General features: G+C 71.6%; 22 protein-coding genes and 1 pseudogene. 9 read left to right on the forward strand and 14 right to left on the reverse strand.

Going from position 1 to position 23,354, the window contains the following annotated elements:
- Nucleotides 1–17: 17 nt before the first annotated feature.
- Nucleotides 18–248, reverse strand: coding sequence for a hypothetical protein (locus tag HF526_RS34565; protein WP_211177058.1), 231 nt, complete (start codon nt 246–248; stop codon nt 18–20).
- A 300-nt stretch (nt 249–548) separates the two neighbouring features.
- On the opposite strand from HF526_RS34565, the gene HF526_RS34570 reads away from it, so the two are divergent.
- Nucleotides 549–1,379: a serine hydrolase gene (locus HF526_RS34570; RefSeq protein ID WP_211177059.1), complete on the forward strand. Its 831-nt coding sequence runs from the start codon at nt 549–551 to the stop codon at nt 1,377–1,379.
- An 86-nt stretch (nt 1,380–1,465) separates the two neighbouring features.
- Nucleotides 1,466–1,951, forward strand: a complete 486-nt coding sequence (locus HF526_RS11300; RefSeq protein WP_239028551.1) for a bifunctional nuclease family protein — start codon at nt 1,466–1,468, stop codon at nt 1,949–1,951.
- Nucleotides 1,952–1,966: 15 nt separating this feature from the next.
- Here HF526_RS11300 and HF526_RS11305 read toward each other — a convergent pair whose 3' ends face one another.
- Entirely contained in the window at nt 1,967–3,160 is a 1,194-nt protein-coding gene (locus HF526_RS11305) for an FAD-dependent monooxygenase (protein WP_169381337.1), read from the reverse strand.
- Between the two features lie 630 nt (nt 3,161–3,790).
- Nucleotides 3,791–4,549, reverse strand: a complete 759-nt coding sequence (locus tag HF526_RS11310) for an IclR family transcriptional regulator (RefSeq protein ID WP_169381338.1) — start codon at nt 4,547–4,549, stop codon at nt 3,791–3,793.
- A gap of 162 nt (nt 4,550–4,711) precedes the next feature.
- Between HF526_RS11310 and HF526_RS11315 the strand changes: the two genes are divergently transcribed.
- The 4 genes from HF526_RS11315 (at nt 4,712) to HF526_RS11330 (ending at nt 8,467) form a co-directional block, all read left to right on the forward strand.
- A complete protein-coding gene (locus tag HF526_RS11315; protein ID WP_169381339.1) occupies nt 4,712–5,530 on the forward strand; it encodes a hydroxypyruvate isomerase family protein in 819 nt (272 codons plus the stop codon).
- Nucleotides 5,527–5,739 (forward strand): hypothetical protein, encoded by a 213-nt coding sequence (locus HF526_RS34575; RefSeq protein WP_211177060.1) that lies wholly within the window; start codon nt 5,527–5,529, stop codon nt 5,737–5,739. The genes HF526_RS11315 and HF526_RS34575 overlap by 4 nt, the downstream gene beginning before the upstream one ends.
- A 274-nt stretch (nt 5,740–6,013) precedes the next feature.
- On the forward strand, nt 6,014–7,039 hold the full coding sequence (locus tag HF526_RS11325) for a helix-turn-helix transcriptional regulator (protein WP_169381340.1): 1,026 nt from the start codon (nt 6,014–6,016) through the stop codon (nt 7,037–7,039).
- A gap of 24 nt (nt 7,040–7,063) precedes the next feature.
- Entirely contained in the window at nt 7,064–8,467 is a 1,404-nt protein-coding gene (locus HF526_RS11330) for a helix-turn-helix domain-containing protein (RefSeq protein ID WP_169381341.1), read from the forward strand.
- A 6-nt stretch (nt 8,468–8,473) separates the two neighbouring features.
- On the opposite strand, the gene HF526_RS11335 is transcribed toward HF526_RS11330, so the two are convergent.
- Together HF526_RS11335 and HF526_RS11340 are read right to left on the reverse strand one after the other, a co-directional pair.
- Nucleotides 8,474–8,866 carry an STAS domain-containing protein gene (locus HF526_RS11335; protein ID WP_169381342.1) on the reverse strand — a complete coding sequence of 131 codons (393 nt, stop codon included), beginning with the start codon at nt 8,864–8,866 and terminating at the stop codon, nt 8,474–8,476.
- 121 nt (nt 8,867–8,987) lie between these two features.
- Nucleotides 8,988–10,397, reverse strand: coding sequence for a selenium-binding protein SBP56-related protein (locus HF526_RS11340; RefSeq protein WP_169381343.1), 1,410 nt, complete (start codon nt 10,395–10,397; stop codon nt 8,988–8,990).
- Between the two features lie 227 nt (nt 10,398–10,624).
- On the opposite strand from HF526_RS11340, the gene HF526_RS11345 reads away from it, so the two are divergent.
- A complete protein-coding gene (locus HF526_RS11345; protein WP_169381344.1) occupies nt 10,625–11,656 on the forward strand; it encodes a 2,5-dihydroxypyridine 5,6-dioxygenase NicX family protein in 1,032 nt (343 codons plus the stop codon).
- A gap of 29 nt (nt 11,657–11,685) precedes the next feature.
- Nucleotides 11,686–12,480: an aspartate racemase/maleate isomerase family protein gene (locus HF526_RS11350; protein ID WP_169381345.1), complete on the forward strand. Its 795-nt coding sequence runs from the start codon at nt 11,686–11,688 to the stop codon at nt 12,478–12,480.
- Nucleotides 12,481–12,532: 52 nt separating this feature from the next.
- Here HF526_RS11350 and HF526_RS11355 read toward each other — a convergent pair whose 3' ends face one another.
- The 8 genes from HF526_RS11355 to HF526_RS11390 form a co-directional block, all read right to left on the reverse strand.
- Nucleotides 12,533–13,390 (reverse strand): alpha/beta fold hydrolase, encoded by an 858-nt coding sequence (locus HF526_RS11355; protein ID WP_169381346.1) that lies wholly within the window; start codon nt 13,388–13,390, stop codon nt 12,533–12,535.
- Nucleotides 13,387–14,064, reverse strand: coding sequence for an isochorismatase family protein (locus HF526_RS11360; protein ID WP_169381347.1), 678 nt, complete (start codon nt 14,062–14,064; stop codon nt 13,387–13,389). The genes HF526_RS11355 and HF526_RS11360 overlap by 4 nt, the downstream gene beginning before the upstream one ends.
- A 78-nt stretch (nt 14,065–14,142) precedes the next feature.
- Nucleotides 14,143–14,664: a 2Fe-2S iron-sulfur cluster-binding protein gene (locus HF526_RS11365; protein WP_169381348.1), complete on the reverse strand. Its 522-nt coding sequence runs from the start codon at nt 14,662–14,664 to the stop codon at nt 14,143–14,145.
- Nucleotides 14,665–14,694: 30 nt separating this feature from the next.
- Nucleotides 14,695–17,067 carry a xanthine dehydrogenase family protein molybdopterin-binding subunit gene (locus HF526_RS11370; protein ID WP_169381349.1) on the reverse strand — a complete coding sequence of 791 codons (2,373 nt, stop codon included), beginning with the start codon at nt 17,065–17,067 and terminating at the stop codon, nt 14,695–14,697.
- Complete coding sequence (locus HF526_RS11375; protein WP_169381350.1) at nt 17,064–17,921, reverse strand: FAD binding domain-containing protein; 858 nt, start codon at nt 17,919–17,921, stop codon at nt 17,064–17,066. Before HF526_RS11375 ends, HF526_RS11370 begins: the two co-directional genes overlap by 4 nt.
- A 4-nt stretch (nt 17,922–17,925) precedes the next feature.
- Entirely contained in the window at nt 17,926–19,344 is a 1,419-nt protein-coding gene (locus tag HF526_RS11380; protein ID WP_169381351.1) for an MFS transporter, read from the reverse strand.
- Between the two features lie 33 nt (nt 19,345–19,377).
- The gene (locus HF526_RS11385; protein WP_169381352.1) at nt 19,378–20,646 is read right to left on the reverse strand and encodes an FAD-dependent monooxygenase; all 1,269 of its coding nucleotides are present in this window, start codon (nt 20,644–20,646) and stop codon (nt 19,378–19,380) included.
- A gap of 449 nt (nt 20,647–21,095) precedes the next feature.
- A complete protein-coding gene (locus HF526_RS11390) occupies nt 21,096–21,590 on the reverse strand; it encodes a MarR family winged helix-turn-helix transcriptional regulator (protein WP_338051409.1) in 495 nt (164 codons plus the stop codon).
- Nucleotides 21,591–21,944: 354 nt separating this feature from the next.
- Here HF526_RS11390 and HF526_RS11395 point away from each other — a divergent pair, with 354 nt between their 5' ends.
- Nucleotides 21,945–23,144 (forward strand): MFS transporter, encoded by a 1,200-nt coding sequence (locus tag HF526_RS11395; protein WP_239028566.1) that lies wholly within the window; start codon nt 21,945–21,947, stop codon nt 23,142–23,144.
- A 79-nt stretch (nt 23,145–23,223) separates the two neighbouring features.
- Here HF526_RS11395 and HF526_RS11400 read toward each other — a convergent pair.
- Nucleotides 23,224–23,354, reverse strand: a pseudogene (locus HF526_RS11400) (HAMP domain-containing protein); the annotation flags it as partial.

Consider the following 23,354-nt stretch of genomic DNA (forward strand, 5'->3'; position numbering starts at 1 on the left):
CGCCTGCGTCGTGCCGACTAGTGGTGCGCGACGTGGCTGTGGTGGGCGTGGTGGGAGTCGTAGTACGAGTCGTGGTCGGAGTCGTGGTCCGAGTCGTGGCAGTAGCTGCTGTCACTGTCGGTGTAGTCCGAGTCGTCCCCGTCGTAGCAGTCCGAGTCGCCCCCGTCGTAGTGGTCGTGGCTGTACCACTCGTCGTGGTGGTGGTGGTGGTGCTCGTGGTGGCCGTCGTGGTGGCTCTTGAAGCTCATTTCGGGCCTCTTCTCGTTGCGGTGGGTCCGGGAGCGGGTCCCCCGGGTTCTCGTCCCGGGGAAAGACTGCTGCCCGGGAGCGAGCGGAACCATCGAGCAGCCCCCCCGACCGGAGGAGCCAACCCGCCGGATCGGGGTAGGGCTTTCCCCCGGACCCCGGTTACCGGGAGTCCGCACCGGTTTCCTGGCTCGCGCGGGGCGGCCCGCGGTCAGAATGGACGGGTGGGAGGGGACAGCACACGCCGGCGGGGACCCCCGGCGGGGTCTTCCGCCGCGCGGGCCCGGTGGTCGGGGGCGGCCATGGGGGTCGTGCTCGCCGCACTCGGTTTCGGCACCGTGTCCGCCGCGCAGCAGGAAGCCGGGCCGGCGCCGCCGAGCGCGGTGCAGGCCAGCAGTACGGCCGGTCCGGTGGCCGGGGAACCCACCGAGGCCGACGTGGCCGGCGGGATCGCGGAGATCGCCGCGGGCCTGCCCAGGGGCACCGTCTCGGTGGCTGCGTTCAACACGGTGACGGCGCGGACCTACGGCTACGACGCGGATGACGCCATGGACGCCGCCAGCCTGATCAAGCTCGACGTCGTCGAGGCGCTCGTGCTGCAGCACCAGGATTCGGGCGTCCCGCTCAGCGACGACACGGTCGCCCTCGCCACCACCATGATCGAGAACAGTGACAACGACGCCGCCTCGGCACTGTGGGACCAGGTCGGCGGCGCACCCGGTGTCGCCGACGCCGACCAGCGCTTCGGGCTTTCCCACACCGTCCCCGACCCGGACGGGCAGTGGGGTCTCAGCACGACCGACGCCGCCGACCAGCTGGCGTTGCTGGCCAACCTGATCCGGCCCGGCCCGCTCGATGGCGCCTCCCGCTCCTTCGTGCTGGGCCTCATGCAGCAGGTCGAGAGCGACCAGAACTGGGGTGTGAGTGCTGCGGCCGACCCGGGCACGACCACAGCGCTGAAGAACGGCTGGCTCGACGTCGACGACGACGGCGGGCTGTGGGCCGTCGCCAGCGTCGGAAGCGTCACGGTGCACGGCCAGCAGGTGCTCCTCGCAGTGCTGACCCGGCACAACGCCTCCGAGGCCGCCGGCATCCAGCTGGTGGAGTCCCTCGCCCGCGCCGCCACCTGCTGAGATCTTCGTGCTGCGCCGCAGGCCCCGCATGCCCGACACTGGGGCGGGCCGGATTCGTCGGGGAGTCGAGGTCGAGCATGCGTGCGATGCGCGTCGTCAGGTTGGTCGTTCATGCCCGGACCCGGGAGCCGGTGCTGCTGCTCGGCGAGATCGACGGCGACCGGTGCCTGCCGGTCTTCCTCCGGGCGGACCAGGCGCAGGTGATCGCGTTCGGTCCGCGGGGCGAGAACGACCCGCTGCTGACCCAGGACCTGCTCGTGCCGGTCGTGCGCGGTCTGGGTCGCCGCCTCGAAGGTGCGGAGATCACCGAGCTGCGCGACGGTGTCTTCGCCGCGGAGCTGGTGTTCGACCAGGGGACGCGCATCGCGGCCCGGCCCAGCGACGCCCTCGCCGTGGCCGTCCGCGACGCGCTCCCGATCTGGGTGAACGAGGCGATCCTCGACGAGGTCGGGCAACCCACAGCGGAGCTGTTCCCGCACGGCTCGGACGCACCGCCGGACCAACAGCTGCGCGACTTCCGGCAGTTCATCGACGAGGTGTCCCCCGAGGACTTCGGCAACACCGCGGGCTGACCGGCGGCCCTGCGCTCAGCCCCCGAACATCCGCTGGCGACGCCGCGCCGTGCTCACCCAGCGCCGGGCGCGGCGCCCGGCGGACAGCTGCGTCGCACAGTGCAGGAACCAGGGAAAGCCCTCCGGGGCCCCTGGCGTGGGACGCGGCCGGGTCCGCAACGAATACGCGAACCGCACCGGATCCGGATGCAGGTGCCGCTCCAGGTTCTCGAACCACGCGGCGCTGTTACGGGCCGCGCGCTGGCGCGCGCCGGCTTCCACCGACCGTTCCCGTCCATAGGCGCGCAACGCCGTCGCGAGGTCGGGGTGCTGATCGAGTTTCCGGTTCAGCGCGACCGCGTCCTCGATCGCCAGCTTGGTGCCCGAACCGATGGAGTAGTGCGTGGTGTGCGCGGCGTCGCCCATCAGCACGATGTTGTCGTGATGCCAGTACTCATTGGTGATCCACGTGAAGTTCAGCCAGGGTGAATGGCACATGGTCCGGGTCTCGGTGATCAGCGAGTGGCCGTCCAGATGCCGGGCGAAGATGCTTTCGAGGACGGTCCGGCATTCGTCGGGCCCGAGTTCGTCGAAGCCGAGCCCGGTCCATGTCTCCGGCGTGCACTCGACGATGAACGTCGTGGCGTGCGCGTCGTACGGGTAGGCGTAGAACCAGATCCAGCCGGCGCCGATCTGCTCGAACCCGTAGACGAACTCGTCGAAGACCTTGTCGGTGCCGAGCCACACGTATTTGTTCCGACCGGCACGGGCGGTGGTCCGGAAGCGCCGTGCGTGTGCCTGGCGCACGCGGCTGTTCGCGCCGTCGCAGGCCACGATGAGATCGGCGTCGGCGAACTCCGACAGGTCCGTGACGGTCTGCTCGAACTCGATCTTCGCGCCCAGGTCGAGGGCGCGTTCGGTCAGGATGTCGAGCATCCGCTGGCGCCCGATGGCGAAGCCGTAGCCGCCGAGGTGCGCCGCCGGCCGATCGGAGACCCGCACCAGTTGGTCGTTCCAGGACGCCGGGCTGTTCTCGATCCGCGCTGCGCTCTCCGGGTCGTTGGAATGGAGGAAGTCGAGGACGTCGCGGGAGAAGGTGACGCCGAAGCCGTAGGTGACGCCGCCCGGATTCCGCTCGAAGACGGTGACCTCACTCGCGGGATCGCGCAGTTTCGCCAAGATCGAGAAGTACAGGCCGGCGGGCCCTGCGCCGATACACACGGTCTTCACGTCACGGCCTCCATGATGGGGCGGATCGAATGCGGTCTCTCGGGGTGGCTGCAATCGGAGCGGATGAGTGGTCGGGTCATGCAACGCGATTGCGGCCGTACTCGTCCACGAGTCAGCGACCGGCCATGACCCCCCATCGAACGCGTGGCGCCGCCCCGAGGGCGACCGACTGCGCGCCACTGCTTCTCATGTCCGCCCGATGTTCCATTAATGGGTTCGTCAAGGGGAAACGCAAGAGCCCACCGAGTGCAATATGCATCCGAGCGTATTGGGCTGATCGGCGGTTCTCGGCGAGGATGCGCGGTGGCGGCGTCGAGAACCGGCTACATGGTTGAGAACGCAAATTGCGACGAGTTCGACGAAATTCGATCTCCGCGTCCGTCGACCCGAGGTTCCCGTCCGTTTGATCCAGAATATACCTTTCGGCGCTTTTCCGGGTTGCGACGCGGCGTCCGGCGCGGAATGCGGGCCGGGGCGGCCGCCGGTCCATTCGTGCATTCCGGCCGGCCGCCCGGATGTGGGCCGGTTCACCGACACGTACGTACACCGACCTGCGCCGAGAACGGCGTTACCGCAGTTCTGCGGCCGGATCGCTACCGCAACGCCGTTCTCGATGACCGGCCGAGCGGGTCAGGTCGGGGACTCGGCGCGGAGGGCGGCGGCCAGCTCGCTCGCGGAGTGCAGCAGCAGCCGGCCGACGTCGCCCACCCGGTCGGAGGTGAGCCGCCCGGACGGCCCGGACACCGAGATCGCGACGGGCAGCGGGGCGTCGCCGAGGGGCACCGCCACGCAGCGCACGCCCATCTCCTGTTCGCCGTCGTCGATCGCGTAACCGCGCTCGCGGATCCGTCCCAGCTCGGCCAGCATGTCCTCGGGCGAGGTGATCGTCTTCTCGGTCTGGGCCGGCATCCCGGTGCGCCGCAGGATCTGGCCGACCTCGGCGGCCGGCAGGGTGGACAGCAGCGCCTTGCCGACGCCGGTGCTGTGCGGCAGCACCCGGCGGCCGACCTCGGTGAACATCCGCATCGAGTGCGGGGACGGCACCTGCGCGACGTAGACGACCGAGTCGCCCTCGAGCATGGCCAGGTTGGCGGTCTCACCGACCTGCTGGACCAGTGCCTCGAGGTACGGGCGGGCCCAGGTGCCGAGCATGCGCCCCGCGGTGTCGCCCAGCGGGATCAGCCGGGGACCGAGTGCGTAGCGCCGCGACGGGTCCTGGCGCAGGTAGCCGCGGTTGACCATGGTGCGGACGAGGCGGTGGATGGTCGGCAGCGGCAGCCCGGAGCGGGCGGCCAACTCGGACAGTCCGAGCGTCCCGCCGGCGGCCGCCATCAGCTCGAGCAGGTCGAGCGCGCGATCCACCGACTGGACGCTGTTGCCGTCGCGCATCTTCGTCGAGCGTGGCCTCTCCGCTTCACGGATGCTTTCTTCCACAAAGCGAAAAATACCAGCACTCGTTCGTCGGCGCTCCGGACCTTGACGGGCCTCGGACGCAGACCTAGCCTTTTTCGTATCACAGAATGAGGTTTCCGAACTACGGAAAGTGTGATGATGTCGCACCAGCTGAGGTACGCGGTCAACTGCTCGATCCTGTTCACCGAGCTGCCACTCCTGCGGCGCCCCGCCGCTGCCCGGGAAGCCGGGTTCGGCGCCGTCGAGTTCTGGTGGCCGTGGCCCGAGCAGCCGGTGCCCGCCGACCGCGACGTCGACGCGTTCGTCACCGCGGTCCGCGACGAGGGATTGCGGATCGTCGGCCTCAACTTCTTCGCCGGCGACCTGGCCGGCCCGGACCTCGGCGTGCTCTCCCTGCCGAAGCGCTCCGCCGGGTTCCGGGACAGCCTCGCCGTCGCCGCGGACATCGGGGAACGCCTCGGCGTCGGCGCGTTCAACGCGCTGTACGGGGTCCGGGTCGAGGACGCGACCCCCCAGGAACAGGACGAGCTCGCCACCCAGAACCTGGTCGACGCCGCCGCGGCCGTCGCCCCGTTCGGTGCGACCGTGCTGATCGAGCCGGTGAGCGGCCCGAAGCCCTACCCGCTGCGCACGGCCGCCGACGCCGTCGCGGTCGTCGACCGGGTGCGTGCCGCGGGGGCCGCCAACATCGCGTTCCTGTGCGACCTCTACCACCTGGCCGTCAACGGTGACGACGTCGACGCGGCCATCGCCGCGCACACCGACCGGGTCGGGCACGTCCAGATCGCCGACGCGCCCGGTCGCAACGAGCCGGGCACCGGTGAGCTGCCGCTGGACCGCTGGCTGACAGGCCTGGAGCGCGCCGGCTACGGCGGCCTGGTCGCATGCGAGTACAAGCCGTCCGGTGCCGGCGCCGACGCGTTCGACTGGCTGCCCCGCGAGAGGAGAAGCGCATGACATCGCCCAGCGCCCCGCTGAGCATCCGGGTCGCCTTCATCGGCCTCGGCATCATGGGCGGCCCGAGCGCGGTCGGCTGCTCACCCGGGGAGGAGCCTGACATGACCATCGGCGCTGCGTTCACCGAGCTGCCCGACCTCGCCTCGCGGAGCCTCGGTGGCGCGTGGTCCGGGCCAACGACGGGCTGTTCGCCGAGCGGGAGAACCTGATCCGCCCGGAGCCGCCGACGTTCTCGCCCGTGAGCGGCCCGGCGTCCCCGGGCCGTCGGCCATGCGGCTCAACGGCGAGGACGCCGTGCGCACGCTGCCCGCCCGCTCCGGCGTGGCCGGCCGGACGATCAGCTCGACGCACTGATCACCGGGGCCTCGTCCCGCCGGGATGGCGGCCTGCGGCGGGTTCGCTCTGCCGGGCCGAAGCGTGCCGGTGGACGCGCGTTCAGAGTGGTCCATCGCGGGTCCTGGCCACAGGGAGCAGGTGCGCGAGATGGCGGATGTCCTGACCGGAGCCGATCGCATCGCCTTCGACGTGTACGGAATCGCCGACTCGCCGGCCAACATGCAGGATCGCGCCGAAGCCCTGCTGGAGCCGCTGCGCCGGATGGTGCCGTTCACCGCGCACTGGTTCGGCCTGCTCGACCCCGGTTCCGGGAAGTTTCTCCCGATCACCAGCCACGGCTATGACGAGCAGGTCAGCCGGTACATGGCCGGCCCGGCGATGGTTCAGGACATCGAACTGATCGGGATGAACCGGTCGGCCCGGGCGATGTGCGTGCGGCGCTTGCCGGTGCCGCCGTCGGAGTTGCCGGTCTGGGCCGAGTACCTGTGCCCCGCCGGATTCCGCGAGGGCGCGGGCCTCGGGCTGTTCACCAGCGACGGGCGCTACCTGGGCCTCCTCAGCGTGCACACCGACACCGCGGCCCATCCCACCGACCCGGCACTGAACCTGCTGGAGGCGCTGGGGCCGGTGTTCGCGCGCGCCTTCGACCCGTTGCGTGGGGTGGCAGCGGCGGCCCGCCTGCTCGCCGGGGCCCATGCCGGCGCCGTTGTGACCCGCGACGGGGACATCGAACCGCTGCCCGGCCTGCACCTCCATCCCCTGTTGCGCCGCGATTCGCCGCTGCTGGCTGTGGCCGTCCAGCAGGTCACCCGCGGCCCCAGCCTGGTCATGTTCCTGTGGCCGTACCCGACCGACGACGGGCCGGGACATGTCCGCGTCACCGTGCTCGGTCTTGCCGCGGAACCGCCGCACCGCCTGTCTGCCGTGGTCGCCCTGTCCGAACCGGGTGATCTCAGGGGGCTCACCGGGGCCGAGCTCGACTTGCTCGGGCTCCTCGTCGAGGGATGGTCGACCGACCGGGTCGCCGTCGCGTTCCGGGTCACCCGCGCCACCGTCCTGCACCGGGTCGAGCAGATCCGGTGCAAGATCGGAGCCCCGGACCGGGCGCTGACGCTGATGCGCGCGCTGACGACCGGTCTGTTCGTCCCGTCCCGTGCCGTGGGGAGGGGCTGATCTTCGGTGGAGCCGGTCCGGTCGATGGACGACCGTGCCCTCGCGGTCGTGGCCGAGGTCACGAGAACCGCCGCGCTACCCGGCAGCATCGACGACCGTGCCCAGGCGCTGCTGGCGCCGCTGCGCCGGCTGGTGCCGTTCGCGGGCGCCTGCATCGCGCTGCTCGACCCCGAACACCGGCGGCTGGTTCCGCTGGTCTGCCGCGGCTACGACGCCCGCACCCGCCGGTACGCCGCCGGCTCACGGATTCTCGACATCATCGAGTCGCTGGGCATGCACCGCTCGGCGGACCCGGTATGCCTGCGTGACCTGCCCGAGCCGACGGCCAGGCTGCCGCTGTGGGCGGACTACCTGCGGCCCGCCGGGTTCTGCGCGGGGATCGGCGTCTCGCTGTTCACCCCTGACGGACGCCATCTGGGCATCCTCGCCCTGCACACCGACACCCCTGCGCACCCGACCGACAGCGCTCGGGACCTGATCGGGATGCTGGCTCCGACGATGGCGGTGGCGCTGGACCCGCTGCGGCTGATCGCCACCTCCGCGCAGATCGTGCAGCGCGCCCAGGCCGGCGTGGTGCTGACCGACAGCGGGGCGGCCCTCCCGCTGCCCGGCCTGCCGTCGCACACCCTGTTGTGTTCCGGCTCGCCGGTCCTCGATGCCGTGGCCCGCCAGCTCGCCGACGGCGCCACCTACTGCACGTTCCTGTGCCCCTCGTCCGCGGCCGACGTGCCCGGCGGATACCTGCGGATCACCGCGCTGGCCTGCCCGAACCAGCCGCTCCAGCACCTCGCCGCCGCCGTGCTCATCTCTTCGCCGGGCAACCTGTACGGGCTGAGCGCCCGCCAGCTCGAGATCCTCGGGTACCTGGTCGAGAACTACTCCCGCCGGCGCATCGCCACCGCGCTGGGCGTCACGGAGTACGCCGTCGTGGCGCACATCGCGGACGTCATGTCCAAGCTGGGTGCCCGCAACGTCGCTCTCGCTGCGCTGCAGGCCAATCGCGAGGGCCTGTTCGTGCCCCGGCTGCTGAGCAGTCGGAACCCGGACGGCGATCCCGCGGAGCTCGACCGGCCCGGACCGGGCCCGCAGGACGGCCGTGCAGCCACGAGCCTCGACCGGGCGATCGACGCGATCCACACCCATCCCGAGCGCCGTTTCACGCTCGCCCAGCTCGCCGGCATCGCGCATGTCAGCGTCCGGCGCCTCGACGCCGGCTTTCAGCACCGCGTCGGGACGTCGCCGATGCGCTATCTGCACGCCGTCCGGCTCCGCCGGGTCCATGACGACCTGCGCCGCGCCGATCCGGCGACCGACACCGTCAGCCGGATCGCGGCCCGCAACGGATTCCTCCATGTCGGCCGCTTCGCGGCGGCCTACCGGGCCGCCTACGGCACAACCCCGTCGGAGACCCTGCGCAGTCGCGCCTGAGCCCCGTCAGGCCGAGCTCTGAATCGGCCCGTCGCGCAGCGCCGCGAGCGCCTCGCCCGGTGTGCCGTGGATCTCGAAGAGTCTCCGGCAGCCCGCTGCGGCGAGCGTCGTCATGGCGGCCTGACTCGGTCCCGCCAAGACGTACCCGATGTCCAGTTCGCCCGCCCATCGCGCGGCCCCCGTGAGCACCTGCACCGCGTGGAGGTCCAGCCCGTCCAGGGCCGACAGATCCACGACGATCGCCCAGGGCGACTGCAGCAGCACGTGCGCGAGAACCTCCGCCAACTGCGACGTCGTGTCCGCATCCGGCCGGTCCGTGACGCGGATGACCTGCACGCCGGGGTCGACGAGTGTCAGTTCGACCGCAGGCCCGCCGGCGTGCTCTGCAGCTCCATCCATCTCGTTCTCCGTTCGCCGACGCTCGTTCCCTGCCAGTGAAGGGCCGACCTGGGGTCGGTTCCAATCCGGATCTGGCCACATCCGATCCGAATCTGGGCGGTTGCGGCCCTGCAGGTGGGGCTCAGCGGAAGCAGTAGGAGTCCGAGGATGCATCGCCGCCCTGCAGACGGACCTGGTGCACGCGCAGGCCGCGGAACGCGTCGCCGTGCGGGAAGAACGCAGGATCGAGCGCCATTCCGCCGGTCGGCTCGGTGTCGATCCTCGCCATCCAGGCGCCGACGCCGTCGGGGTAGAACTGGTCGTCCCAGACTCCGTAGAGCGAGTTGGTCAGGTAGACGCGGCGGCCGTCGCGGCTGACCTCGACCATCTGCGGGCCGCCGGCGAGCGGCAGGCCGGGGGCGGCGGGGTGGGCGGCGCGGCCGACGATGCCGCCGAGGCGCAGCGATCCGACCTCCCGGGGTGTGCGGGGGTCGGACACGTCGTACTGCTTGAGCTCGCCGGTGCCCCAGCAGGAGACGTAGAGCATCCGGTCGTCGACCGACAGGTCGATGTCGGTCACCAGCGGCGGCACCGCCCCGAAGGGGGCCAGTGCGGGAGGCAGGTCGGCGGGGTCCGCGGGCTCGGCCGGAATCGTGATCACCTTCTCGGCGGCCCAGGCGCCGTCGTCGCGGTACCAGCGCCAGACCGAGGCCGACAGGTCGGCGGTGGACACCACGACGCCGACGAAGCCGTAGCTTGCGTCCGGGTCGTGGGCGGGCCGCAGCTCGAGCACCATCTGGTGTTCGGCGCCGAGGTCGACGGCCTGCTGATGCACACCTTTCTCGAGATCCCAGAAATGCAGTGTGTGGCCGTAGGAGTTGCTCAGCAGCAACTCCGGGTCGATTCCGTTCTCGATCATCGAGGGAGTCCCCCACTCGCTGCTGACCAGCGTGTTCTGGGTGAGGTGCCACCACGCGTCGTAGGCCAGGTACTGGGGACCGCGGTCGGTCTCCCACGGGCGCAGCACGTCGAACGTGGTGTGGTCGAGCAGCGCGATGCCGCCGGGTCCGTCGTGCTCGCCCGCTCCGCCCAGGCAGGACAGGAAGACGCCGTCCGGGCCGCAGTGCAGGGTGTGCGGCCGGGAGTAGCCGGCCTTGTCGGCCAGTTCCTGCGCGGTGATCGTCTTCACCAGCTGCGGGGATGTCGGGTCCGGCCGGGTGTCGTAGACGTGCACGTTGGAGCTGCGCAGGCCGGGCAGTAGCAGGTAGCGGCGCTGCAGGCCGTCGTCGCCGTGGTCGTGGCCGGCGTGCAGCAGGGCGCTGGAGCAGGCGTTCCAGCCGAAGTGGTGGAGCTCGTCCCCACGGGTCGGCATGTCGGCCCAGCCCACGATCTGCCCGTACCGGTCCGACGACGCGTCGACGTCGACCACGGCGAGTGCGTCGGGCCGGTCGCCGGCCCGGTCGAAGGCGACCACGTAGGCGAGCCGTTCGGCAGGGGCGGCGGCTGCATCGGCGGGGCTGCGGTAGAACGTCGGGTCCGTTGCGTTCGTCATGGCAGGCTCCTGGGTGTCTCGATCGGCGAGCTCAAGGCAGCACCGACCCATTCTTCGTGTCGCGTGGGTGCCCGATACAGAGCAGCGCCGGGAATTCTCGGCGTGGGATGCCGGTGTTCTCAGGTAACCGTGCCGGCACCGCGCTCGAACAGCGCCGATGCTCTTGACCTGTCCGGGCCGACCAGGGATCGTCAGTGTTCGGACTATCTCGGATCCGGGAGGCTCGTATGGACCAGAACCTGCTCAACGACATCTGTCTGCAGCAGCTGACGCTCAGCGCGGTGCACGAGGGCGAGACGATCTCCGTCCTGACCAGGGGCGACGAGCGGGCCGGCTACGCGAACGCCTTCATGTGGGCTGCGCAGAAGCTGGGGGCGAGCACGTTCCACATGCGGCTGCCCTCGCCGGCGAGCGCGTCGGGCGCCTGGGCGGTCGGCGAGTCCGGTCTGGGCACCAACCCCGTCGCCGTCGACGCGCTCAAGCAGAGCGACATGCTCGTCGACCTGACGTTCCTGCTGTTCAGCAAGGAGCAGTTCGCCATCCAGGACGCGGGCACCCGCATCCTGACCACCGTCGAGCCCGCCCCGTTGCTGGCCCGGCTGATGCCGACCCGCGAGCTGCGGGAGCGCGTCGAGACCGGCGCCGAGCTGCTGGCCAAGGCCGGCAGCATGCGCATCACCAGCCCGCACGGCACCGACGTCACCTACCGGCTGGGCGTCTACCCGACGATCAGCGAGTACGGCTACACCGACCAGCCCGGCCGCTGGGACCACTGGCCGGCGGCGTTCGTGTTCACCGGCGGCGCCGACGACGGCGTGGACGGCACCATCGTGCTCGCCCCCGGCGACGTGCTGCTGCCGTTCAACACCTACGTGCAGACCCCGGTGACCATCACGATCGAGCAGGGCTTCATCCGTGACATCCGCGGCGGCCTGGACGCCGACCTGCTCGCGTCCTACATCAAGAGCTTCGACGACCCGCGCGGCTACGGCATGAGCCACGTGGGCTGGGGCCTCGACGAGCGCGCGCACTGGCACGGGCTGACCCAGTTCGGCGGCGGAATGGGCATGGAGCTGCGCTCGTTCTACGGCAACGTCATGTTCTCGATCGGGCCGAACAACGAGCTCGGCGGCCCGAACGACACGCCGTGCCATTTCGACATCCCGATGCGCGGGTGCAGCCTGTACCTCGACGACGAGCTCATCGTCGACGCCGGGGAGCTGACCGTCCCGCAGATGCGTCCTGCCGGCCGTCGATGAGCTCCGTCCCCGCAGACCAGGAGGTTCCCGTGACCGACCACCACATCGGCATGATCGTGCCCAGCTCGAACCTGACGATGGAGACCGAGCTGCCGCGGATGCTGCGGGCCCGGGAGGACGTCGAGCCGGGCGACCGGTTCCTGTTCCACTCCGCCCGGGCGCGCATGCAGCACGTGACGCCCGAGCAGCTGCAGGCGATGAACGCGCAGGCGGAGCGCGCCGCCCTGGAGCTCGCCGACGCCCGCCCGGACGTCGTCGCCTCCGCGTGCCTCGTCGCGATCATGGCGCAGGGCGCCGGCTATCACTGCACGGCCGAGGACACCATCACCGCGGCGCTGCGCAGCGAGGGCTCGCAGGCCCCGGTGGTGTCCAGTGCGGGCGCGCTGCTGTCCGGCATCGCGGCGCTGGGCGCCCGCAGGATTGCGATGATCACGCCGTACATGAAGCCGCTGACGGCGCTGGTCGCCGAGTACATCGAGGCCGCCGGGATCGAGGTCGTCGACGCGCTGAGCCTGGAGGTGCCGGACAACCTGGCCGTCGCCCGCCTCGACCCGGCCGACCTGCGTGAGCACTGGCGGCGCCTGGACCTCAGCCGTGCCGACGCGCTCGTGCTCTCGGCGTGCGTGCAGATGCCGTCGCTGCCCTCGATCCAGCCGGTGGAGGACGAGGCCGGCCTGCCGGTGCTGTCGGCGGCCACCGCCACGACGTTCCGCATCCTGTCCGAGCTGGGGCTCGCCACGACGGTCCCGAACGCCGGCCGGCTGCTCAGCGGCGAGGTGGCCGACCCCGGCGACGTCGGCCGGGCGGCGATGGCCGCGAACTGACCGCGCACCCACGGTGCGGCGGGCGCCCGGGCGCCCCGCCGCCCCGTGTCAGTCAGCCCGGGAGCTGCGTCAACGCGTCGCGGACGGCCTGCACCGCGACCGGCGGGTTGTCCCAGAACACCATGTGCCCGGCGGCGGGGACCGCAACGAGCCGCGCCTGCGGGTTCGCCCGCGCCGCCTCGGCGGCGCCGGCCGCGGTCACCACCGGGCTGTCGGCGCCGTGGATCAGCACGGCCGGGGCGGGGACCGACGGCCAGGCGTCGAAGAAGTCCTCGCTCTCGAAACCCCGGTGGGTGGCCGTGACCGCCTCGGCGTCGCAACTGGACAGCCAGCGGGCCCGCAGCTCCTGTTCGGGGCGCGGCCAGCGGGGCCAGGCCCGGGCGACCTCGTCGGCGTCGGTGCCGCGCCGGGCCTCGGCGAGCTGGCCCAGGAACGCCTCCAGCGTCGTCGGGTACGGGCCACGGCCCGGGCCGCTCATCGGTGGGTCGACCAGCACCGTCCCGCGCAGGTCCGCGCCCCGGGCCGCGGTCAGCGCGGCGATCCGGGCACCCATCGAGTGCCCCAGCAGCAGCGGCCGGTCCAGCCCGAGCCCGGCGATCACGGCCTCGGTGTCGCCGGCGTAGTCGGCCAGGGTGTACGACCCGGCACCGTCCGACAACCCGCGGCCCCGGACGTCGACGACGACCGGGCGGACCAGATCTGTCAGCTCCCGCACCACGAAGTCCATGGTGATCGCCGGGCTGGTGATCCCGGGGAGCACGACCATCGGCACCCCGTCCCCGCCGTAGTCGAGCACGTGCAGCCGGACCGGCCCGGAGCGGACCCACCGGCTGGTGGCGGGGACCTCGGCCAGGTCGGCCAGCGCGGACTGCAGCACGCCGCGCGGGCCGGCGGCGACCGCGGCGCTCATCGGGCGCCCGCCCGGCCGGCCGGCCCGGCGAGGTAGCCGATCGCATCGTCGAGTTCGATGACGTCGCCGTACTTGGCCTGGATGTCGAACAGGTTGGCCTCGTGCGGGCCCTGCGCCCGGTCGCCGACGCAGGCCCGGGGAACGAGCACGGAGAACCCGGACTGGACGGCGTCGACCGCGGTCGCGCGTACGCAGCCGCTGGTGGTGGCTCCGCAGACCAGCACGGTGTCGCAGTGCAGCCCGGCCAGGGTCGCGGCCAGTGGGGTACCGAAGAACGCGGACGCCCCCTTCTTCGTGATCAGGTGATCGGCCGGCTCGCGGGGCAGCCGCGGGTCGATCGCGACGGCGTCGCTGCCCTCGCGCAGCGCGCGCATCCCGGGCGCCTTGTGCAGCCAGGTGACGGCCGGTGTCCCGTCGCGGCCGCCGGCCTCGGCATCGGTGTAGGCGATGGTCGTGAACACCACGGGCACACCCGCGGGCCGCCCCGCCGCGATCAGCTCGCCGGTCGCGGCGACGACGTCGGTCAGGTCGGTGCCGGTGGGATGGGCCGGGTCGGTGAAACCGCGGGTCAGGTCGACGACGACGATCGCAGGCCGGACCCCGCGGCGCACGGTCGCGCCGAAGCCGGCGCGCTCGTACGTGCGGTCGGTCGGTTCGCCGTACTGGCTGGTCATCCGATCTCCTTGCTGCTCGGGTGGGTCGGGCGGCCGTGTCCGCGAGCGGCGCGGCACGGTGACCGCCGGCGAGACGCGTCAGGCGCTCTGCGCGGCGTGGGCGTCGAGCCGGGCCTGCAGGTCGGCGCGGCGGCGGGCCGCACAGTCGTCGATCGCCTCCACGATCGTCTGGTACCCGGTGCACCGGCACAGGTTCGATGCGACGACCTCGCGGATCTCCTCCTTCGTCGCCTCCGGCCGCTCGGCGAGGAACCCCTCGGCGAGCATCAGGAACCCGGGCGTGCAGAAGCCGCACTGCAACCCGTGGTGGGCGGAGAAGGCCTGCTGCAGGTCGTTCAGCGTGCCGTCGGCGTGGGCCAGCGACTCGACCGTGCGGACGTCGTGGCCCTCGACCTGCGCGGCGAAGATCAGGCAGGCCCGCACCGGGGCGCCGTCGAGCAGCACCGTGCACGCCCCGCAGATCCCGTGCTCGCACCCGACGTGCGTGCCGGTCAGTTCGAGATCGTGGCGCAGCACGTCGACCAGCGTCCGCCGCGGCTCGATGATCAGCTCGTGCGTCTCCCCGTTCACGATCAACTCGATCAACTGCTTCTCGCTCACAGATCCTCCTCTCGGTACGCCGGCACGGGGTCAGGCCGGCTCCAGGGCGCGGAGGACGGCCTCCGGGGTGATCGGGGTGTCGTCGAGTTCGACGCCGGTGACGCGGAGCGCGTCGTTGACCGCGTTGAGCACCGCCGCCGGGGCACCGATCGTGCCGCCCTCACCGGCGCCCTTCGCGCCGCTCTCTGTGAAGGCGCAGGGCGTCTCGAGGTGGTGGATCGCGATCTCGGGCATCTCGGCGGCCGTCGGCACCTTGTAGTCCATGAAGCTCGCGCAGGACGGCTCGCCGTTCTCGTCGTAGCCGACCTGCTCGAACAGCACCCCGGCGATGCCCTGGGCGATGCCGCCGCGGCACTGGCCCTCGACGACCTGCGGATGGATCGCCACCCCGCAGTCCTCGACGCACACGTAGCGCAGGATCTCCACCTGCCCGGTGCCCGGGTGCAGTTCGACGACGACGCCGTGGGTGGCGTTGGAGAACGTGCCGTCGCCCGCGACGTCGAAGCTCGCGGTGGCGCACAGTCCCGGGCCGACGTCCTTGGGCAGCAGGTGCGCCCTCAGGTAGGCGACGTCGGCCAGCTCCTCGAACGACAGCCGCTTCGCGTGGTCGTCGCGCAGCCGGACCCCGCCCGCGCCGTCGAGCTCGGTGTTCTCGACGTGGGTCTCCAGCAGGTGCGCGGCGATCTCGCGCAGGACGTCGGCGAGCTTGACCGACGCCGCGGCGACCGCGCTGCCGCCGATGGTGATCGACCGGCTGGCGAAGGAACCCCAGCCGTAGGTGACCCGGTCGGTGTCACCCTGCTGGATCTTCACCCGGGCGATGTCGACGCCGAGCCGGTCGGCCACGATCTGCGCCATCGTCGTCTCGTGGCTCTGGCCGTGGCTGAGCGTGCCGGTGGTGACGGTCAGCGTGCCGGAGGTGTCCATCCGGACCTCGGAGATGTCGAACCCGGGGACGACCGACATCCTGCGCTGCGCGAACGCACCGGAGCCGTAGCCGGTGCGTTCGGAGAAGCACGCGTAGCCGATGCCGAGCACCCGGTCCCGGCCGGCCAGCTCGCGCTTGCGCTCGTACCAGCCCTCGTCGTGCAGCACCTGCTCGCACAGGTTCAGCGACTCCAGGTAGGAGCCCGGGTCGTAGGTGATGTTGTTGATCCCGGTGTAGGGGAACACGGTGATCAGGTTGCGGCGGCGGATCTCGACCGGGTCCATGTCGAGGGCCCGCGCCGCCTTCTCGAAGAGCCGCTCTACGACCATCACGTACTGCGGACGGCTCACGCCCCGGTACGGCGCGGTCGGCGCCTTGTTCGTGGTGACGGCCCGGCCGCGGACCCGGTAGGCGGGCAGCCGGTAGACCCCGGGCATCTCCGCCGAGGCCATCAGCGGCTCGATGCCGGCGGTGAACGGGTAGCAGGAGTAGGCGCCCATGTCGCAGACCACGTCGGCGTCGATGGCGAGGATGCGCCCGTCGGCGTCGAACGCGGCGCGCACGTCGTAGCGCTGCTCGCGGGCGAGGAACGCCGCGGTCAGCGCGTCCTTGCGGTCCTCGATCCACTTCACCGGACGGCGCAACCGCAGTGCGGCGGCCGCGGTAGCGATCTCCTCGCGGCCGACCACGCACTTCTGCCCGAAGCCGCCGCCCATGTCGGGCACCAGGACCCGCACCGAGCGCTCGTCGAGGCCGGTGCAGCGGGCCAGCACCGTGCGGACCTGGTGCGGGACCTGGGTACAGGTCTGCACGCGCAGCTGCTCGTCGCGGTCGTCCCACTCTGCGACGACGCCGCGGGTCTCCAGCGGCAGCGCGTTCTGCCGCCCGGTCTTGGTGCGCACCCGCACCACGCACGGCGCCTGCCCGAACACGTCGTCGATGCCCTCGGTGGCGAACATCGTGACGTCGAGCAGGGTGTTGGCAGGGGCGTTGTCGTGCACCAGCGGCGCGCCGGGTTCGAGCGCCCGGGTGTCGGTGACGATCGGGGGCAGCACGTCGTAGTCGACGACCGCGGCCTCCAGACCGTCCTCCACCCCGTACGGGTCGCGGGCGATCACGATCGCGATCGGCTCGCCGACGTAGCGCACCCGGTCACGGGCCAGCACCGGCATGTCGGTGGGCACGAACTCAGGTTCCGGGCGGTCCAGCACCGCGGTGATGTCGGCCAGGTCCAGGTCGGCGGCGGTGAACGCGGCGACGACGCCGGGCACCTCGCGCACCGCGGACAGGTCGATTCCGGTGATCACACCGTGCGCCACGGTGCTGCGGACGAACTGGGCGTGCAGCATCCCGGGCAGGTGGATGTCGTCGACGAACCGGCCACGCCCGGCCAGCAGCCGCGGGTCCTCGCGGCGCGGGACCGAGGCCCCGACCCAGGTGCCGCCGGGGGTGAACGTGGGCTCGTGCGGACTCATCGGGACAGGGCCTCCTCACAGGCGCGCGCGACCAGGGTCCGGGTGAGCGCACGCCGGTAGTGCGCGCTGCCGGTGGCGTCGCCGCGCGGATCGATCGCCGCCGCGGCCGTGGCCGCGCACTCGGCGAACAGGTCGGGTCCGGCCAGGTCGCCGCGGGCCAGGACGGCCTCGGCGGCGGGGACGCGCAGCGGCACCGGAGCGACCCCGCCCAGGACGACCCGGCCGCCGTGCACCCGGGATCCGTCGGCGGACAGCGCGATGTCCACACCGGCGGCGACGATCGCGAAGTCTCCGCGCCGCTCGGCGAATTCGGTGACCGCGGCGTGCGGCGCCGGCCGCGGAAAGGCGACCTCGACGATCATCTCGTCGGCGTCCAGCGCCGTGGTGAACGGGCCGTGGAACATGCCGGCGGCCGGGATCGTGCGGCGCCCGCCCGGGCCCTCGGCCACGATCCCGGCGTCGAGCAGGACGGCGAGCAGGCACCACTCCGCGGTCGCGTCCGCGTGCGCGAGGCTGCCCCCGACGGTGCCGCGGGTGCGGATGGGCAGGTGCCCGATCCAGCGCATGGTGTCGCGGACGACGGCGAATCCCGGGTCCAGGTCGGCGGTCTCGACGGCGTGGTGGGTGACCAGCGCCCCGATCCGCAGCCCGGAGCCGTCGAGCCGGATGTGGTCCAGTCCCGGCACCGCGCCGATGTCGACGAGGTGCTCGGGGCGGGCGAGCCGGAAGTTCATCATCGCCACCAGGCTCTGGCCGCCGGCGATGAGCTCGGCCTCCTCGCCCAGTTCGGCGAGCAGGCCCACCGCGCCCGCGACGGTGCGGGCGCGGTGGTAGGTGAATGCCGCGGGCTTCATGCGTCTAGCCTCGGACACCCGTCTCGGGTGCTGCGACCGCGGCCGGCGCGACGACGGGCTCGGCCACGTCGCCGGTGATCCGGTCGAGCTCGCGGCCCCGGGTCTCCGGCGCGGCGACCGCCATCCACACCACCGCGGCGATGACGGCCACAGCGAGCACGGTGAACGTCAGCGGCAGGCCGAGCACCGGCCACAGCAGGCTGCCGAAGATCAGCGGGGTGAACCCGGTGACCGCGCGGCTCGCCGAGGACGCCCAGCCGAAGCCGCTGGCCCGCAGCTCGGTCGGGTACAGCTCGGAGACGTAGGCGTACATCACCGGGATCGCGACGAGCACGAGGAACCCGAAGACCGCGATCATCGTCAGCGCGGCCGCCGGCACCCTCAGCACCAGCGCGAAGATCACCAGCGCGGCCGCCGCGAGCGGCGCGGACACCCCGATGACCCACTTGCGGCCGACGGTCTCGACCAGCAGCACCGAGACCACCACACCGAGGACGCCGACCGCGTTCATCGCGGTGGTGCCGGCGAACGCGGCGTACTCGCCGAAACCCTGGGCGCGCAGGATCGACGGCATCCAGCTCAGCGCGGCGTAGTAGACGAGCATGACGGTGACGAACAGCGTCCAGGCCACCGAGGTGATCCTCGGGTTGAAGCTCCACACCAGCCGCAGCTGCTCCGCAGCGGCGGCCAATCCGCGGGTGCGTTTCTGCTCGGCGGCGACGGGCAGCGGGATCTCGTAGGGCTCGGGGGCCGCGCCGGTCTTGGTGACCAGGTCGTCGATGACCGCCCGGGCCTCGTCCTCGCGCCCCATCCGGGTCAGGTAGATCGGCGACTCGGGGATGCCGCGACGGATCCAGAACAGCAGCAGGGCGGGCAGGATCATCACGGCCAGCATCCAGCGCCAGTTGCCGTTCAGCGGCAGCAGCAGCGTGGACGCCACGCCGCACAGCGTCGCGCCGATGGGCCACCAGCCGTCCATCGCGGCGAGCACCCGGCCGCGCTGCCTGCGCGGGGAGAACTCGCTGACGATCGCGTAGTCCACCGGGATGCACCCGCCCAGGCCGACCCCGGCCAGGAAGCGCAGGGCCAGGAAGATCTCCCAGTTCGGCGCCACCGCGCCCAGTACCGAGAACAGGGCGAAGATCAGCAGCGTCACGCTGAACGCGCGCTTGCGGCCCAGCCGGTCGGCGACGGTGCCCCAGGCGACGGCGCCGACCGCCATGCCGACCAGGTTGGCCGTCGCGACCAGGCCCTTCTCGCTCGTCGACAGGCCGAACTCCTGCCCCAGCAGCGGGGTGAGGAAGCCGTTCAGCGCGACGTCCCACGCGTCGAACATGTAGCCGAGGCCGCCGATGATGAAGATCCTGCCTTGGACGCTCCACTTCCACGGGAGGTCCTGGACGACCTGGTCGCCTGTTCTCATGTCGACTCCGGGTGGGTCTGGTCGGGACGGGGGTCAGCGCACGAACGGGTAGGAGAAGGCCTCGAGATCGGGGTCGTTGAGCGGGGTGCCGCGCCACAGCCAGTCGTAGGACACGTCGGACTCGCCGCTGAAGTTCTTCAGCTTCTCGTCGCGTTCCCGCTGCTCGGGGCCGTCCGGCAGGTGGTAGAAGGTCATGTTGCGCAGCGACGCCTCCTGCACCATCCCGGCGTGCTTGGCTCGGCGGGACACGTAGCGGGTCAGCGCCCCGGCGATCCCGTCGGCGGTGACCGCACCGAGCTCCTCGGCCAGCACCGCGGCGTCCTCCATCGCCTGGGAGGCGCCCTGGGCCTGGTAGGGCAGCATCGCGTGGCAGGCGTCGCCGAGCAGCGTGACGTGCCCGTCGACCCACACCGGGTCCCGGCGGCGGTGGTACAGCGCCCACTTCGAGGCGTCGCCCTCGGCCTTGGACAGCATCGCGGCGACGCGATCGTCCCAGCCGGGAAAGGCGTCGACGAGCTCGTCGGCGGTGGCGGGGGCGGTCCAGGACTGATCGACGTCGAGCGTGCACGGCACGATCGCGACCACGTTGAGGTACTCCCCGCCGCGGATCATGTAGTGCACCAGGTGCCGGTCGGGGCCGTACCAGATGGTGGAGTGGAACCGGTCCAGCAGGAACCGGGTCGCGGGGTCGGCCGCGATCTTGTCGCCGGGGATCAGCGCGCGGTAGGCCATCTCCCCGGAGAAGACCAGCGTGTCCGGCAGCCCCATCGCGTCACGCACGCTGGACCGGATGCCGTCGGCGCCGATCAGGACGTCGCCGGCGAACCCGCGGCCGTCCGCGGTGATGGCGACCGGCCGGATCGGGTCGGTGCGGTCGATGCCGACGACCTTCGCGTCGGTGTGCACCTCGACGACCGGGCCGGGACCGTCGGGATCCAGGCAGGCGTCGAGGAGGACCCGGTGCAGGTCGGCACGGTGGTAGTGCCAGTACGGCGCGTCGTACTCGCGTTTGACGCGCTCGCCGAGCGGGAGCTGGGCGATGATGCTGCCGTCCTCCCAGCGGCGGCGCACCTGGTCCAGTGGCTCGGTCTTGATCTCCTCGAGCCGGGTGCGCAGGCCCAGGCCGATGAGGATGCGGCTGGCGTTGGGCGCGGTCTGGATGCCGGCGCCCACCTCACCGAGCTCGGGCGCCTGTTCCAGAACCGTGGTCCGCAGTCCCTTCTGCCGCAGCGACAGCGCGGCGGCGAGGCCACCGAGACCGCCGCCGGCGATCGTGACTGCGTACGACTGGCTGGACGACACTGTTCCTCCACGACGTGGTCGCTTTTCCGGGTGCGCTCGACGGCGGACGGGCCCGCAGGCCCGACCGCAACGTGCACCGGGGACGGTGCGATCGGATGTGCAGCCGCTGCGTGGCGGCTGTGGTCCCCGGGCGTGGCCGGGTGCCGGACCTCGCATGCCGCCGGCGCTGGGACGAGGTCCGGAATCGGAGGCCGGGACCGTCGCGCCGGCCCCGGCCCGGTGGCTATCCGGTGATCACGACGACGGGCCCGGTGGCCGGCTCGGCCCGGTCGTGTGCATGTTCCGCACCGACCGATCCCGTGCTCGTCCTGGGCTCGTCATGTCGCTCTCCCGTGGTCCTCGGGCGTCCGGGTGGGGCGTCCGACGGAGATAATCCGAACACTGACGATCTGAAAAAGCAAGAGCCGCTCAGAGCTGTAACGCGTCAGAAACCCGGGAGCGATCCGGGCTCAGTCGTCGACGAGGCTCTCCCAGTGCTCGGACAGGGCCGTCAGCTCCCGCAGCAGCCGGTCCTGCTCCGCGGCGGGGTAACCGCGCATCAGGTGCACGTCGAGCTCGCGGGCGCGGCGGTCGGCGTCGCGCAGCACCGCGGCGCCGGAGTCGGTCAGGTGCAGCAGCCGCTTGCGGCCGTCGTCGGCCGGGGTGTGCCGGACGATCAGGCCGCGGTCCTCGAGCCGGCGCACGATGCTGGCCATCGTCGAGCGGTCCAGCGCCACCGACGACGCCAGCGACCCCTGCTCGACGCCGGGGTAGGCGTCGACCGCGGTCAGTACCGCGAACTGGGGTCCGGTGAGCGTCGGGTCGACCATCCGCACCCACGCCGCCACGTAGGCCTGGTGCAGGCGCCGGGCGACGTACCCGGGCGCGGCCAGCAGTTCCGGCGGTGCGGGGAGTCCCCTCTTCCTGCCGGTCCCGGCCGTCGTCTCCCTCGCTGGCCCAGCCACATGCCCACTTAATCACGGGGGGCCGGACACTGTGGTGAGACCTGCCCGGGCCCGGGGTGGTCGAGCGGCGGATGAGTCGGCGCAGCCCGTCCGTGCGCCGGGGCCGCCGCGACGGCCCGGAGCCGAGCCACGGAGGAAACTCCTTTCCGGCGTATTCCTGCTGTTTTCGGACGAATGGTGCGATGCCTGTCCGGCGAGACGTCTCCCGGCGGCGTAGCGTCCCGACCGCATCCGTCCCCCGGAATAGCGAGGTTGCTCGTGACGGAGAATCCACATAATCTGGCCGACGATTCTCGGCAACCGCTCACGCCTGATCAGCGAAATTCATTCCTCGCTGCCCTCCTGGGGTGGACGATGGATGCCTTCGACTATTTCATCGTCGTCCTCGTCTATGCGGACATCGCGCGCGATTTCGGGGTGTCGCTGACCCGAATGGCGTTCCTCACCACGGTCACCCTGCTCATGCGGCCGGTGGGCGCCGTGATCTTCGGTGTGTGGGCCGACCGGGCGGGCCGGCGGCTCCCGCTCCTGGTCGACGTGTGCTTCTATTCCGTCGTCGGTTTCCTGTGCGCATTCGCGCCGAACTTCACCGTGTTGCTCGTCCTGCGCCTGCTCTACGGCATCGGAATGGGTGGCGAATGGGGACTGGGCGCTGCGCTGGCGATGGAGAAGATCCCGCGGCGGCGCAGGGGTTTCTTCTCCGGCGTGCTGCAGCAGGGTTATGCGATGGGCTACCTGCTGGCCTCGCTCGCGTCGTTGCTGCTCATCAGCGGTCTCGGGCTGTCCTGGCGCTGGCTTTTCGGGCTGAGCATTCTTCCGGCGCTGATCAGCCTGTTCATCCGGACCCGCGTCGAGGAATCCGAGGTGTGGCGCGCCACGTCGAGAACGATGCGGTCCACTCATACCTCTTTCCGTGATGTTCTGCTGAACCCGGCGGTCGTCCGGCGGTTCGTGTACCTGATTCTGTTGATGACCGCGTTCAACTGGATGAGCCACGGGACGCAGGACCTGTATCCGACGTTCCTGAAAGCGGCCGACCACGACGGTGCGGGCCTGTCGGCTGCCGCCGCGAGCTGGATCGCGGTCGTCTACAACATCGGCGCGATGATCGGGGGTGTCGTATTCGGGTCGCTGTCCGAGCGATTCGGGCGGCGCTGCACGATCGCCTTCTGCGCGCTGCTCGCGTTGCCGATCGTGCCCCTGTTCGCGCTGTCCCGCAGCGCCGGGATGCTCTGCCTCGGGTCGTTCCTCATGCAGGTGTGTGTGCAGGGGGCGTGGGGCGTGATCCCGGCCCACCTCACCGAGATGTCCCCGGACGCGATCCGGGGCTTCTACCCCGGGGTGACCTATCAGCTGGGCAACTGCCTGGCCGCGTTCAACCTGCCGATCCAGCAGGCCCTCGCCGAGACGCACGGCTACCGGTTCGCACTGGTCGTGACCGTCGTGCCGGTACTGCTCGCCGTCGCGGTCCTGACCTTGCTCGGCAAGGAGGCGAAGGGCATCGAGTTCGGGCACATCCTGGGCGCCACCCCGGCGACCCGCAACCCCGGCTGAGCCCCCCCGCACGCTCGCCGATGCGCATCGGGGTGGCTCTGCCTGCACTCAACGCCGGCAGAGCCACCCTGATGCGGTCGAGGGCGCCGAGCATCTCGTTGAAGCTGTGGGTGAGCCGGCCCAGCTCGTCGGATCCGCTGCCGTGGATCGGGCGCAGATCGCCGGTGGCGGCGACCCGTTCGGTGGCCGCGGTGAGCCGCTGCACCGGCC

It is taken from the genome of Pseudonocardia acidicola (assembly GCF_012911935.1).
GTDB classification, from domain to species: domain Bacteria; phylum Actinomycetota; class Actinomycetes; order Mycobacteriales; family Pseudonocardiaceae; genus Pseudonocardia; species Pseudonocardia acidicola.